Origin of the sequence: Erythrobacter sp. NFXS35 (assembly GCF_040148725.1) — a bacterium.
In the GTDB taxonomy this organism is placed as follows: Bacteria; Pseudomonadota; Alphaproteobacteria; order Sphingomonadales; family Sphingomonadaceae; genus Erythrobacter.
The window spans coordinates 1,234,575-1,248,630 of the sequence record NZ_JAGDEB010000001.1; the positions used below are offsets into that span (position 1 = coordinate 1,234,575).

The following is a 14,056-nucleotide window of genomic DNA, read 5'->3' on the forward strand; positions in this document are numbered from 1 at the left end:
CGCTATTCCACCGTCACGACGTTGTCGTCCGAGTTGCGATCGATATAGAAATTATAGGGATCGATCCCGGCGAAAAGCGGCTTTTTCGCGGTGGTGATCGTCACCACCTGTTCGCCCGCGCGCACCGGATGGCGCTCCATCGAAAGCACGTCTGCGGTGTCGAACGCCCCGGCTTCCGGGCGGGCGGTGAACAGGCCGATCTCGATCCGTTCGGCCAGCGCAGCGGGGCTTTCGGTGCCCTTGGCATCGGCATAGAACTTGCCCGCCGCCACATTGATCCGCGTTGTCCAGGTGCCATCGCCATTGCGCTGCGTGCTCGCCGATTTCGCCTTGAGATCATAGATCGTGATCTTCTCGAACAGATCGGTGATCAAGGCCTGATCCGCGGGCGTGGTCGCCTCCTTGCGCAGTTCGGCAATCAGATCGAGGCTGCGCGGATAAGGCGCGCCCTTGAACCTGTAGCGTTCGATCAGCCGTGCCAGCGCGCGATTGACCGCGTCCTCACCCAACCGGTGCTGAAGCAGATACATCACAAGGCTGCCCTTGCGGTAGTGAATGTGCCCCTGGTTCTCGACCCGGATCAGCGGCTGTTCGCCCAGAACGTCGCCCTTGCGGCCGGCAAGATACTGATCGAGCTCGTATTTCAGAAACCGGCGAATCTTGTCCTGCCCGTACAATTCCTTCATCACCATCAGCGCGCTGTATTGCGCCAGCGTTTCCGACAGCAGGGTCGATCCCTGCATGTCCCCGCCCACGATCTGGTGCGCCCAGTATTGGTGGCCCAGTTCATGCGCGGTGACGTAGGACACGTAGTCGATGCTTTCGGGATCGCGCACGTCGGCGGCAAAGCCGATGCTTTCGGAATAGGGCATGGTGCCCGCAAACGCCTGCGCGAAGCTTTGATAGCCGGGAAATTCGATGATCCGCGCATAGCCGAACTGATAGGGGCCGAAATTCTCCGTAAAATAGCCGAGCGAGGCCTTCATCGCCTTCAGCATCGCCGGCACGTTCCAGTCGTGTCGGGGATCGTGATAGACCGACAGGCGGACATCGCCGAACCTGTCCTCGGCCACAGCATAGCGCGCCGATTGCACCGAGAAAAAGTTGAGGATCGGCGCCGGGCTTTCGAACACTGCAATGCGGCGGCCGCCGACAATGTCGTCGGACACCTTGTTGCCCGGCGCAATCGGCACCTGATCGGCTGCGGTGCTGATGGTGATGCGCGAATTGACCCAGTCGGCGCCGATGTAGTTTTGGTTCTGCGCGGCGGTGTCTTCCAGCTTGGCGGTGCGCAGTTCGTCGGGCAGACCCTGCCGGCGCCGCTCGGTGCGGTCCTGCAGCAGGTCCTGGCGGTTCATACCGATGATCGGCGCGAACACGGCATTGTTCACGAAGGTGCCGTTGTCGACGATATCAGTCGCCGCCGAACCATTGGCAAAGCCGCGCCGCCACACCAGCGAGGTGAAATCGAGCCGGGTGGCCGCGCCCGGCGCCAGCGGTGCATCGAATTCGTAGATCCGGTATCCGAATTCGGTGTCATGGCTGGCAAGCTTCGCTCCGGCCACGTCGAGCCGGGTGAATTCCGTCGCATCATCGGCCTGCCGCACGTGCACTTCGCGGATCGGAGCCTGCGTATCGTTGCGCAGCAGATAATGCCCGCGCACATCCATGCGGCGTTGATCGGGATCGATATCGACAATGAACTCCACGTCGGTCACCACCGGGCGGGGCAGGCTTTCGTATTTGAGGTACTTGCGCTCGTATGCGGCGGTCATCGCCTCACGCTCGTCGGCGGTCTGGTAGTCGTTGAGCACCTTGATGTTGTGATTGATGACAAGGCCCGTGCCGATCATCGTGCCAACCGCCGCCAGCGCAATTCCGCCCGAGGCGAGGCTGACGCGCCGCCCCATGCCTTTCAGCCGCGGCCATACCGCGACCACCGTGCCGCGCGGCCAGGCCCAGTGCGCAAACACCAGCAGCAGCACGCCGAACGCGCCCCAATAGGCCCGCGCCCACAGACCGCCCAACCAGAACCCGCCGGTGCCGTTCATGTCGCTCAGCGGTTCGGCCGGACCGGCGCCGAACATGTAGAGCATATTGGAATAACCGAGATTCGACAGGAAGATGCGGCTGACGAACCACACCAGGAACAGCCCCCAGCCGAGATATTTGTTCGGGCTTAGCACCTGAAAGAACACCGCCAGCACCGCGATCAGCAGCAGATCGACGCTCTGCGGCAAGACAAAAGACACAAGGTAAAGGCTGAAATCGATGCTCTGCGCCCCCAGCAGAAGCTGATACGCTATGCCCGCCAGCATGCCCGCGAACGACATCAGCAGGAGCACAGCGAAGATCGCGAGGATTTTGGGTACGAACATCGCCCAGGCCGGCGCCGGAGTGGCATCGACGATCTCGCTGATCTTCACATCGCGCTCGCGCCAGACCAGTTCGCCGCCATAGAACACCGCGACGATCAGGCTGAACAGGCTCACGCCGCCGATCACGGTGCTGACGACATTGGCGGTCAGCGGATAGGACGCGGTGCCGTAAGTTGTTTCCGAAAGTGCCAGATTGAGCCCGGTGAGCGCAAGCGCCAGCAGCAGCAGGACGATCAGGCCGGGGCTTTTCAGCACCAGCAGAGTCTCTGCCTTCAACCTGATCCAGAAACTGCGCAGCGCATGGCCCGCGCCGAAACTGCGGGCAGCGGGGGCGGAAAGGGTGTGCGGGCGCACCGTATCGGCTTTGGCAGCCTTGGCCGCCTGCTTCGCCAGCCGCCGCTGCCGCCAGCGTGACGGCGCACGCTCGGTCATGCTAAATCGCGACCACGCCAGCCCGAGAAACAGCACGCTCCACACCAGCGCCAGCAACCGGTTGATCAGCAGATTGCCTTCAAGCGGGATCGCCTTGGTGTTCATGTCGGCCGCAGTCCAATAGCGCGAAACCTCACCGATCGCGCCCATCGCCAACGGTTCGAACCGGGCGACGGCGTCCTGATATTCCGGCTTGGCCCCAACCACCACGCTGATGGTAAGGTAGCCCATCACCAGCACCAGCACGCCGATATAGCTCGCCAGCATTGATCGGGTGATGGTGGCAAGGCTGAACAACAGCGCCGATGACAGGATCAGGTTGGGGATGGCGATGATCAGGAACGGCCAGGCATAGATGGCAAAGCCGCCCGGGCCGACGGTTTCCGGATCGACCCACGGCATCGCGGAACCGGCCGCGATGCCCAGTGGCACCGCCAGATAGCCGAGGATCGCAATTGACAGACCGCCAAGGAAACGTCCGGCAAGGAACTGGCTACGCCCGACCGGCGTGGCGCGGATCATCGGACCGAACCCGGTCGCATCGTCGCGCACCACCGCATTGGCGACGAAGGAGGTGATCACGAACAGATAGAACAGCGCCATCAGCCCCAGCGCATTGGTGACCGCGAAGGGAGAATTTTCGTGAACCGCACCGGGCGTGCCGATGCTGACATTGGCGCTGGCCGAAAGACCGAAGCCGATCAGGAAGAAGATTGCAACCGAGACCCAGAATACCGGGTTCTTCAGCTGGTAGCGGATTTCGAACGCGGCGAGCGATGCGGTCAGCATTGGGGGCGCTCCTCTCAGGCCGCGGCAGCGGCGACGGGACGGCGCGTTTCGGCAAGCGTGGTGAAATACACGTCTTCCAATCCGCCGACGACCGGCGCGAAGCCTTCGGGCTGGGTATCGCTCAGCACGTGAACCACGATCTCGCCGGCAAAGAAGCGGTGCGAGATGACCTCGTGGCGCTCCTGCATTTCGGCCAGCTGCGTGTGCGGTACGGTGCGTTGCCACACGCGGCCATCGATCGAGCGGATCAGATCGCGCGGTGGGCCTTCCAACTGCACCCGCCCTTGCGCCAGCACTGCCATGCGCGGGCACAAATCGGCCACGTCATCGACGATATGGGTCGACAGGATCACCACCACATTCTCCCCGATCCCGGCGAGCAGGTTGAGAAACCGGTTGCGTTCTTCCGGGTCGAGCCCGGCGGTGGGTTCATCGACGATGATCAGTTGCGGATCGCCGATAAGCGCCTGCGCAATGCCGAACCGCTGGCGCATCCCGCCCGAAAAGCCCGCGATCGCCTTGCCGCGCACGGCCCACAGGTTGGTCTGGCCCAGCAGGTGTTCGACCACCTCCTTGCGATCCTTGGCATTGTTCACGCCCTTGAGCACCGCCATGTGATCAAGCATCTGGTAAGCCGAAATGCGCGGATAGACGCCGAAATCCTGCGGCAGATAGCCCAGCGTGCGGCGCAGCCGGTCCGGCTCTGCCAGAACGTCGATATCGCCGAAGCGGATGCTGCCCGCCGTCGGCGCCTGCAGGCACGCGATGGTGCGCATCAGAGTGGATTTGCCTGCGCCGTTCGGCCCCAGCAGCCCGAACATCCCCTTGGGAATCGACAACGTCACATCGGAAAGCGCGCGCGTGCCATTGGGATAGACGTGGCTGACGCCGGTGAGTTCGAGCATGATTGTCCCCTGTTCTGACACCGCCACACTAGCGCATTGAAGGCGAAGGAAAAGCCGCCTTCGCCGAGTGATGCACGGAATTGATCGAACCTGCCGCCGTTCGTCGATACCGGTGCGCGGTTGGTGCCGCCGATCAACCTTCGGGCAGCAGCGCCAGCAGGGCAAAGCTCGCCAGCCAGTGTTCGCCCATGTAATCGCCCGCAACATGCGGCAGCGCGGCAGCAAGATGCTCGCGCCGAAGCTCGCCGAGCAGCAGGCCCGCAGCCGGATCGGCCAAGGCGGAAGCGCAGCCGCCAAGGCACCATGCGCGGCTGAGATTGAGCCCATCGAGATGGGCGATCTTGCCATCGCTGCGATCCGAGACCACGACCGGACGGCATTCGCGTTCCAGCCAGCCGTTTGCCAGCACCAGCCCATCGAACCACGGGGCGAAGGACAGATGCGGGCGCACTTCGGCCATCAGCAGCGCGGCAATCAGCACCGGAGAGAAGAACTCGTCGCCCCCCGGCTCCCACCCGCGATAGTCGCTGCGGCTGCCGAAGGCGCGTTCGGCCCAATCGTCGATCAGCGCCGCCAGCGCAGGATCGTGCACCAGCGCCCAGCGCCGCGCCAGGACCAGCGCAAAGGCGGTGTTGAAGTGCGTGCCGACCGTGATCGGATAGGTCAGCACCATCAAATAATCGCGGAAGCGCGCCGCGAAGGCCCGCACCAGCGGCTCGAGGCGGCCTGCCCATTCGCGGTTGTCGTGCCTACCTGCTTCGAGGTGGAGATACATCAGCCAGCCCCAACCATAGGGCCGCTCGAACCCGCGCGCGCTGGGCCGGTCGAGATAGGCGAGTTCCACCGCCAGCTTTTCGGGCGTGAAGGTCTGCTCGGCCAGCACGGCAATCTGTGCGGCTTCGGGCGTTGCAGGATATAGCCGCCGCAGCGTGAGCAGCGTCCACCAGCCGTGCACGCAGCTGTGCCAATCGAAGCTGCCGAAAAACACCGGATGCGCCGCACGCGGGGGCCGGACATCGGCCTCGCTCTCGAACACATGCTCGTCCTTGTAAGGGTAAGGCCGCTCCACATGACCCAGCGCGATAGCTGCGAATTTTCTGGCAGTTTCCTCAGTCAGTTCCACAGCAGGAAGGCTCCGACATAGATGATGACGATATTGCACACGAGCAGCGGGATCGCCGTGCCGACCTGCTGGCGGATAACGGCATTCTGATCCTTCAGTTCAAGCAGCGCGGCGGGCACGATGTTGAAATTGGCCGCCATCGGGGTCAGCAGCGTGCCACAGAAGCCCGCCAGCATGCCGACGGCACCGATCACCGCCGGGTTGCCGCCATAGGTTTCCACCAGCAGCGGAATGCCGATGGCCGCCGCCATCACCGGGAAGGCGGCGAAGGCATTGCCCATGATGATCGTAAACAGCGCCATGCCCAGCGCGAACACCACCACCGTCAGGAACACGCTGCCTTGCGGGATCACTCCGCCCGCCAGCCCGCCGATGATATCGCCTACTCCCGCCAGCGCGAACACCGCGCCCAGCGCCGCCAGCATCTGCGGCAGGATTGCCGCCCAGCCGATGGAATCGATCAGCCGCCGCCCTTCCTCGGCAGGCGCAAGCAGCGGCGGGCGCAGCCACACCATTGCCGCCGCCAACGCCAGCAGCACGCCGATGCCGAACAGGATCAGCGTCTCTCGTCGGGGCGCAAACAGACCAGTCTCGGCAAGCGGGCTGTAGTTATACAACAATGTCCCCGCGACCGCCGTCACCGGCACGATCAGCGCAGGGTAGAACAGGCGGTTGCCGAGCCGGGCGGAATAATCGCTGCGTTCCTGCGGCGTGGTGGTGGCGGGCGCGCTGCGCTTGACCGCGCCCGTCCCGGCAATGGCCACCAGCGCCAGCACCAACAGCCCATTGGCGAAATCGCTGAGGTGGCTGCCGAGAAAGAAACTCGCCGCCAGCACGCCCCAGAAGGCGGCATTGCCGATCCGCCCATCACGCAGGGACAGCACCGCCCAGCCCGCGAAGAACGCGCCCGCCAACCAGTAGAGCCATTCATAGGTAATCACGCCAGCGCCCTCCCCGCCCGGCGTCCGAGCCTGCGGTCCAGCGCGGTGATCCGCCAGCCGTGGATGATGAAGGCACAGATCGCGGTCGGGATCGCCCAGACCGACAATTGCAGCGGCGTGAGCGGGTAGCCCGCGCTTTCGAACACGCCCTGAATCAGCAGGATTGATGCGATGGCAAAGAAGATGTCCTCGCCGAAGAACAGCCCGACATTGTCGGTCGCCGCCGCCATCGCCAGCACCTGTTCGCGCTCGTCATCGGCGAGGCTGCCGTGCGATTTTTCCGCCGCCGCCTCGGCCATTGGCGCGACCAGCGGGCGGACGGCTTGTGGGTGGCCGCCGATGTCCTTCATGCCCAGCGCAGCGGTGATCTGGCGAAAGCCGAGATAGATCACCAGCAGCCTGCCCATCGTCGCGCCGCGCACGCCTTCGATCACGGCGCGGGCGCGCTGTTGCAAGCCGTAGCGTTCGAGCAAGCCGATCACCGGCAGGATGATCCACGTGACCGAGATATAGCGGTTGTCGTTGAACGCCTTGCCCAGCGCCTCGACGACCGCGATGACATCGAGGCCCGCCAGCAGCCCTGTCGCCACCGCCGCGCCGACCACCACCAGCAGGGGATTGAAGCGCAGGGCAAAGCCGATCACGACCAGCGCGATCCCCAGCAGAGGCCAGTAGTTCAAGCGTCTTTCTCCCCGAAACCGCCGCCGCCCGGCGTCAGAATCACGAAGGCATCGCCCGGCTGCATCAGCGCCGAACCGGTCGCGCCCAGTTCCTCTCGGCTGCCGTCGGCGCGCTCGACCCAGTTGCGCCCCGCAGCCGCGTCGGCCCCTCCGTGGATGCCGCGCGGCGCAACCTTGCGGCGGTTCGCGAGCATGTTGGCGCGCATTTCTTCAAGGAAGGTCACGCGCCGCACCACCCCGTCGCCGCCGCAATGCCGCCCCTCGCCCCCGGAACCGCGCCGGATGGCGAATTCCTCCAGCCGCACCGGCAGGCGAGTTTCGAGGATTTCGGGATCGGTCAGGCGCGAATTGGTCATGTGGGTCTGCACCGCGCTGGTCCCGTCATGATCCGGCCCCGCGCCCGATCCGCCGCAGATCGTCTCGTAATATTGGTGGCTGTCATTGCCGAAAGTGAAGTTGTTCATTGTCCCCTGAGACGGAGCCAGCCTGCCGGTCGCCGCGAACAGCGCATCGGTGACGACCTGACTGGTCTCGACATTGCCCGCCACCACCGCCGCGCCGGGACGCGGGTTCAACATCGATCCTTCGGGGACGATCAGCGTCACCGGGTTCAGGCACCCGTCGTTCATCGGGATGGCATCGTCGATCAGCGTGCGCAGGACATAGAGCGCCGCCGCCCGGGTGATCGAGCGCGGGGCGTTGAAATTGTCGGGCAATTGCGCGCTGGTGCCGGTGAAGTCGAACACCGCCGAACGGCTTTCGCGGTCGATGCGGATGGCGACCTTGATGACCGCGCCGTTGTCCATCGGATAGGCGAAGGCGCCGTCCTCCAGCCGACCCAGCAGCCGGCGCACGCTTTCCTCGGCATTGGCGATGACGTGGCGCATATAGGCGGCGACCACGTCTGCCCCCTGATCGCGCGCTGCGCCTGCCAGCAGCTCGGCCCCGCGGGTGCAGGCGGCGAGCTGGGCGCGCAGGTCGGACAGGTTGCGCGCCGGATTGCGCGCCGGGTGGGAGCCGCTGGCCAGAACATCGCGCACGGCATCCTCGCGGAAGGTGCCTTCGTCCACCATCAGCAGATTGTCGATCAGCACGCCTTCCTCGGCGATGGTGCGGCTTTCGGGCGGCATCGATCCCGGCGCGATCCCGCCGATATCGGCATGGTGCCCGCGCGCCGCGACAAAGGCGTCGGGTTCATCCCCGTCTTCGCCATAGAACACCGGAACAATCACCGTGATATCGGGCAGGTGGGTCCCGCCGCGATAGGGATCGTTGAGGACATATGCATCCCCGCGTCGGAACCCGCGTCCGTCGCGCCCGCTTCCCCGCGCCTCTATCACGCGGGTGATGGAGTCTCCCATGCTGCCCAGATGCACCGGGATATGCGGCGCATTGGCGATCAGCGCGCCCGCCGCATCGAACAAGGCGCAGGAGAAATCGAGCCGTTCCTTGATGTTGACCGATGTCGCGGTGGATTGCAGCACCACGCCCATTTCCTCGGCGATGGCCATGAACAGGTTGTTGAAGATTTCGAGCCGCACCGGATCGACCGCGGTTCCCGCTGCTTGCTCGCGCGCCAGCGGCACGGCGCGGGTGAGGATCAGGCTGCCTTCCTCCGCCAGCCGCGCCTGCCAGCCCGGTTCGACCACCGTGGTCGATCCAGGGTCGATGATGAGCAGCGGGCCGGGATGCGCCGCACCTTCGCACATTTCAGTGCGAGCGATGGTCGGCCAGTCGCCCGACGCCTTGCCCTGCACGCCCAGCGGATCGGCGATGGCGCTGCCCAGCCCACCCGCCTGCCCGCTCGCCTCGACGCTAAGGGCTTCGACGATAATCGGCGCGTTGGCATCGGAATAGCCGAAGCGCTGGCGGTGGAGCGCGCGGAAGGCGGCGTCCATCGCTTGCGGCGCATCGCAGGCTATTGTGAGCACGCTGTCGCTCCCGGCAAAGCGCAGGCGGGCGTTGGGGCGGATAGCGATGGCTTCGGCGGCAATGCCCTGTTCCAGCAGCACGGCCCGCGCCTCCGCTTCCAGCGCAGCAAGCGGTGCGGCAAAGCTGTCCTCCAGCGGCTGCACCAGACTGACCTCGCGGATCGCCTTTACCGGCGCGAGCCCGATCCCGAAGGCAGACAGCATCCCTGCCAGCGGATGCACCAGCACGGTCTCCATCCCCAAGGCATCGGCGACCTTGCAAGCGTGCTGGCCGCCCGCCCCGCCGAAACAGGCGAGCGCATAGGCGGTGACATCATGCCCGCGCGCGACCGAGATCTTGCGGATCGCATTGGCCATGTTGTCGACCGCAATGGCGAGGAAGCCTTCGGCGATCTCCTCCAGCGGCTTGGGCTGGGGCAAGGCGGCGGCGACCGCTTCCAGCGCCTCGCGCGCGGCCTGCGCATCAAGCGGAGCGTCACCTGCCGGGCCGAAGACATGCGGAAAGAACGCCGGATCGATCCGGCCAAGCAGCAGGTTGCAATCGGTGATCGTCAGCGGCCCGCCCTTGCGATAGCAGGCCGGCCCCGGATTGGCCCCCGCGCTTTCCGGCCCGACGCGGAAACGCGCGCCGTCGAATGAACAGATCGATCCGCCCCCGGCCGCCACCGTATGGATCTGCATCATCGGCGCGGCCACCCGCACGCCCGCCACCACGCTGTCGCCAGTCAGCTCGTAGCTGCCCGCGTAGTGCGCCACATCGGTGCTGGTGCCGCCCATGTCGAAGCCGATCAGCTTGCCATGACCCAGCGGCGTAGCTGCCGCGACCATGCCGACCACGCCGCCCGCCGGACCGGACAGGATCGCGTCCTTGCCGCGAAACGCGCCGACTTCGGCCAGCCCGCCGTTGGATTGCATGAATCGCAGCCGCGCGGCCTCGGGCAATTCGGCCCGCAAGGTGTCGGTATAGCGCCGCAATACCGGCGAAAGGTAGGCATCTACCACTGTGGTATCGCCGCGCGGGATCAGGCGGATCAGCGGCGCGACCTCGTGGCTGGCGCTGACCTGACGGAAACCCGCCGCCCGCGCCATTTCCGCCAGCGCGATTTCGTGGTCGCGGTATTTCCAGCCGTGCATCAGAACAATCGCCAGCGCATCGAAGCCTTCGTCCCGCAGCGCCTCAAGCGCGGCCTGCGCCGCGCCCCGGTTTAGTGCTGTCAGCACGGTGCCATCCGCCCCGACCCGCTCGGCGATCTCGACCACGCGGGCGGGCAATTGTTCGGGCAGGATGATGTGGCGCGCGAAAATCTCGGGCCGCGCCTGCGTGCCGATCCGCAACGCATCGCCGAACCCTCGGGTGGTGAGCAATGCCAGCCGCTCGCCCTTGCGTTCCAGCAGCGCGTTGGTGGCCACCGTGGTGCCGATCCGCAGTTCGGCAATCGGCGCTTCACCCCCCTTTTCACCGTGCCGCGCCATCAGCCGCCGCACCGCCTCGCTGGCGGCATCGGCGTAATGCCCGGGGTTCTCGCTCAGCAGCTTGTCGGTGACGAGCCTGCCATCGGGCGTGGTCGCCACGACATCGGTGAAGGTGCCGCCGCGATCGATCGCGAACCGCCATGCGCCGGGATGTGCCATGCTCATGCAGGCCGGTTTCGTCTGCCGCGCACGGGAATGCAAGCGCGGCAATGTTCCACGTGAAACATTGATGCAGCAGCATGTGGATCAGTTGAGTGACACGATTTCGGCACTGAATTGCACCCGAACTGCACGAAATCGGCACCAAATCGCAAGTTCGTGCCTGCCCAGCGTCAGTTGGGCCAGTAGACCATTTCATCCCCGCGCCGGTATGGCTCGGCCAGTGTCTTGTCGATCGGTACGGGCGTGTCGAAGGTGCTGGGATAGAGCGGCGGCTTGCGCCCGGCATGATGCGCCGCCAGCAACACTTCGAGCGCGGCCCGCTGCCGCGGCGCACTATCGGCGAGGTTGACCTGCTCGGTCGGGTCGGCGGCGAGGTTGTGCAGCCACGCCTTGCCCTGCCGCTCGTTCACCTGCAGCTTCCAGTCGCCTGCGCGCACCGCCTTGTAATAGCCGCTGTTCCAGAACAACGGCGCATCGGCGCGGGGCGGAGTGCCCTTGCCGGTCAGCGCGGGCAACAGATCACGCCCGTCGATTGTCACGCCTTTCGGCAGCGACGCTCCCGCAGCGGCGGCGAGTGTGGGCATGATGTCGACTTGCCCCACGGGCAGCGCAACCCGGCTCTGCGCCGCAATCCGCGCAGGCCAGCGGGCGAACAGCGGCACCCTTATGCCGCCTTCGAAGAACGTCCCCTTTCCCCCGCGATAGGGGGCGTTGAGTGCGTCCAGCCCGATATAGCCGGGGGCTCCATTATCGCTCGAAATAACCACCAGCGTGTTGTCGGCCAGCCCCTCTGCCTCCAGCTTGGCCATGATCCGCCCGACGCTGCGATCGAGCGCGCGCACCATCGCTCCGTACACCCGCAAGCGGTGCGGGCCGATATCGCCCACCGCATCATAATCGGCGCGGGTCGCCTGCAAGGGCGAATGAACGCCCCAGTGCGCCAGATAAAGGAAGAAGGGCCGGTTGCGGTTCGCCTCGATCACCTTCAGGCTTTCATCCGTCCAGTAATCGGCAAGGTATCCGCCCGGCGCGAATTTCTCCCCGCCATTGTAGCTGGTGACGAAATGCGCCGAGGCCCACAGGAAGCGGTCGATCGCGTCGAACCCGATTTTCGCGTTGACTGCATCGGGATGATCTTCAGGCAGGTGCAGCATCCCGTCGAGGTTCAGGCTTTCGTCGAAACCTTGCGCGTTGGGGTGGAACTGCGGCGCACTGCCAAGGTGCCACTTGCCGATATGTACCGTGTGATAGCCGCGCCCCTTGAGCACTTCGGCCACCGTCACTTCCTCGGGCGGCAGGCCCTGATCCTCGAAAGCGGGGGCGACGGCATCGGCCTCGGCCTTGTATTCGATCGGCGGTCGGTCGGGGCTGACATCGGCGGAGACCATCGTCACCACCCGCGCGAAACCGGGCGGGGTGGGCGTGAATTCGAACCCTGTGCGCGTGGCATAGCGCCCGGTCATGAGCTGCGCGCGCGATGGCGAGCAGGTGGCGTTGCCGGCATAGGCCTGCGTGAAGATCGCGCCCTCTGCCGCCAGCTTGTCGATATTCGGGGTCGGCACGCGCCCGCCTGCAACCCCGCCGCCGAAAGTGGAAAGATCATTGGTGCCCAGATCGTCGAAAAGGATGAAGACGATATTGGGCGGGCGCTCGGCAGCGGGCATCGCGGCCTGCTCCGGCCCCTGCTGCCACGGCACCGGGCGGTTCTCGGCCACGTCTACCGTGCTGCGCCAGCGGACGAAGGCGAGCGCCACATCGGTGCGCCAGACCCAGGCCGCGCCTCCCAACACAGCAATCACCGCCGCCGTGCCAAGCACCGCCTTTTGCCAACGCTTCACTCGCCTGTAGCCCGGGTGCAGATGTTGAGCTGTCCCGCCAGCCCTGCCTCTCGGTGCTTCGCAATTGCTTGATATTCGGGCGATTGTACCATCGCGAACATCGCCTTGCGTGAAGGATATTCGGCAATCGCGACCATATCCCACAACTCTTCGACCTCGCCCAGCAAGAGGCCGGTGACAGTGCCTCCGAAGCGCAGCTTGCCGCCCACTGCGGCAATGCAGGCCTGCACCCCGGCGGCGTAGCGCGCATAGGCTTCGCGCCCCGGAAGCTTCGGCTCTGCGCCGTCGGGATAGGCGGCATTCTCCCGGAACTTCAGGAGATTGACCATGCAGATCGGCCCGTCATCATCTGCCGAGAAAAAACGCATGGCCTGCTCGGGCGAGGGGTGAAGCTGGTTGGCGACCTTCATTATTGTCCGTCCCGTCCGGCGACTTCCAGAATGGCGGCAACGAATCCGGCCGGATCATCCTCCTGAATGAAATGGCCGCCGTTCAGCGTGCGATGCGGCTGGCCCGCCGTGCCGGGGACGCGGCCGATGAAGCGGCTTTCGCCCCCACGGGTGATCGGATCGCCATTGCTGAACGCGCACAGGAACGGCTTGTCCCACGCCTCGAACACCTGCCACGCCGTTCGCTGATCAGGCACCGCGGGGTTGCCGGCGAACGGCACCAGCGCCGGGAATATTCGTGCGCCCGCCTTGTAACGCGCATCGGGAAACGGTGCGTCATAGGCGGCGATTTCGGCATCACTCAGAGCGCGCTTCGTGCCCTTGTTGATGATCCGTCCGATCGGAAACAGCGGGCTCCATTTCGAAAACGCTCGCCAGATTGCGAAGGGCCGCGGCGCCGGGCCGCCTTCGGGCAGGCCGCCGTTCGACAGCACCACGCCGGAAAACCGGTCGGGCATGGCCGCCGCCAGTCTGAGGCCGACCAGCGAGCCCCAGTCCTGGCAGGCGAGCGTAATGTTGGTGAGATCGAGCGCCTCAAGCCATTGCCGCATCCAGCCGACATGGGCGGCATAGGTATAATCCGATTTGGCGGCGGGCTTGTCCGACCTGCCGAAGCCGACCAGATCGGGCGCGATCACGCGGTATCCCGCTGCAGCGACAGGGCCGATCATATGGCGGTAGAGATAGCTCCAGGTCGGCTCGCCATGCATCATCAGCACCATCGGCGCATCGCGGGGGCCTTCGTCGATATAGTGGATGCGCAACGGCGTTCCGCTGCCCGCATCGCGGATCTCGAGGTAATGGCTGGCAAAGGGGAAATCGCTGATGTCGGCAAAGGCCGCATCGGGGGTGCGCAGGACTTTGATGGCAGGTCTCCCCTTTATCGCGAACATCGCTAGGTTATGGCACGAAGCGTGTCAAACCGCCGAAAGGGGGACGGCGATACCTGCACAGC

9 protein-coding genes are annotated in these 14,056 nt (G+C 65.3%); all 9 read right to left on the minus strand.

The annotated features are described in order from the left end of the window. Positions 1 to 2: 2 nt before the first annotated feature. On the minus strand, positions 3 to 3,599 hold the full coding sequence (locus J3454_RS05865) for an ABC transporter permease/M1 family aminopeptidase (protein ID WP_349512806.1): 3,597 nt from the start codon (positions 3,597 to 3,599) through the stop codon (positions 3 to 5). Between the two features lie 14 nt (positions 3,600 to 3,613). Next, the gene (locus J3454_RS05870) at positions 3,614 to 4,504 is read right to left on the minus strand and encodes an ABC transporter ATP-binding protein (protein WP_349512807.1); all 891 of its coding nucleotides are present in this window, start codon (positions 4,502 to 4,504) and stop codon (positions 3,614 to 3,616) included. Between the two features lie 133 nt (positions 4,505 to 4,637). Next, positions 4,638 to 5,627 carry a DUF2891 domain-containing protein gene (locus J3454_RS05875; protein WP_349512808.1) on the minus strand — a complete coding sequence of 330 codons (990 nt, stop codon included), beginning with the start codon at positions 5,625 to 5,627 and terminating at the stop codon, positions 4,638 to 4,640. Further along, entirely contained in the window at positions 5,618 to 6,568 is a 951-nt protein-coding gene (locus tag J3454_RS05880; RefSeq protein ID WP_349512809.1) for a DUF979 domain-containing protein, read from the minus strand. Before J3454_RS05880 ends, J3454_RS05875 begins: the two co-directional genes overlap by 10 nt. Continuing rightward, complete coding sequence (locus tag J3454_RS05885; RefSeq protein ID WP_349512810.1) at positions 6,565 to 7,248, minus strand: DUF969 domain-containing protein; 684 nt, start codon at positions 7,246 to 7,248, stop codon at positions 6,565 to 6,567. Before J3454_RS05885 ends, J3454_RS05880 begins: the two co-directional genes overlap by 4 nt. Next, complete coding sequence (locus tag J3454_RS05890; RefSeq protein WP_349512811.1) at positions 7,245 to 10,817, minus strand: hydantoinase B/oxoprolinase family protein; 3,573 nt, start codon at positions 10,815 to 10,817, stop codon at positions 7,245 to 7,247. The genes J3454_RS05885 and J3454_RS05890 overlap by 4 nt, the downstream gene beginning before the upstream one ends. 167 nt (positions 10,818 to 10,984) lie before the next feature. Next, the gene (locus tag J3454_RS05895) at positions 10,985 to 12,652 is read right to left on the minus strand and encodes a sulfatase-like hydrolase/transferase (protein WP_349512812.1); all 1,668 of its coding nucleotides are present in this window, start codon (positions 12,650 to 12,652) and stop codon (positions 10,985 to 10,987) included. Continuing rightward, entirely contained in the window at positions 12,649 to 13,062 is a 414-nt protein-coding gene (locus J3454_RS05900; protein WP_349512813.1) for a DUF1330 domain-containing protein, read from the minus strand. The genes J3454_RS05895 and J3454_RS05900 overlap by 4 nt, the downstream gene beginning before the upstream one ends. Further along, complete coding sequence (locus J3454_RS05905) at positions 13,062 to 13,994, minus strand: haloalkane dehalogenase (protein WP_349512814.1); 933 nt, start codon at positions 13,992 to 13,994, stop codon at positions 13,062 to 13,064. The genes J3454_RS05900 and J3454_RS05905 overlap by 1 nt, the downstream gene beginning before the upstream one ends. Positions 13,995 to 14,056 lie beyond the last annotated feature (62 nt).

Coding starts and splice junctions, on each gene's coding strand:
- J3454_RS05900 (WP_349512813.1), bottom strand. CDS start 13,062: ATGAAGGTCGCCAACCAGCTTCACCCCTCGCCCGAGCAGGCCATGCGT.
- J3454_RS05870 (WP_349512807.1), bottom strand. CDS start 4,504: ATGCTCGAACTCACCGGCGTCAGCCACGTCTATCCCAATGGCACGCGC.
- J3454_RS05905 (WP_349512814.1), bottom strand. CDS start 13,994: ATGTTCGCGATAAAGGGGAGACCTGCCATCAAAGTCCTGCGCACCCCC.
- J3454_RS05890 (WP_349512811.1), bottom strand. CDS start 10,817: ATGAGCATGGCACATCCCGGCGCATGGCGGTTCGCGATCGATCGCGGC.
- J3454_RS05865 (WP_349512806.1), bottom strand. CDS start 3,599: ATGCTGACCGCATCGCTCGCCGCGTTCGAAATCCGCTACCAGCTGAAG.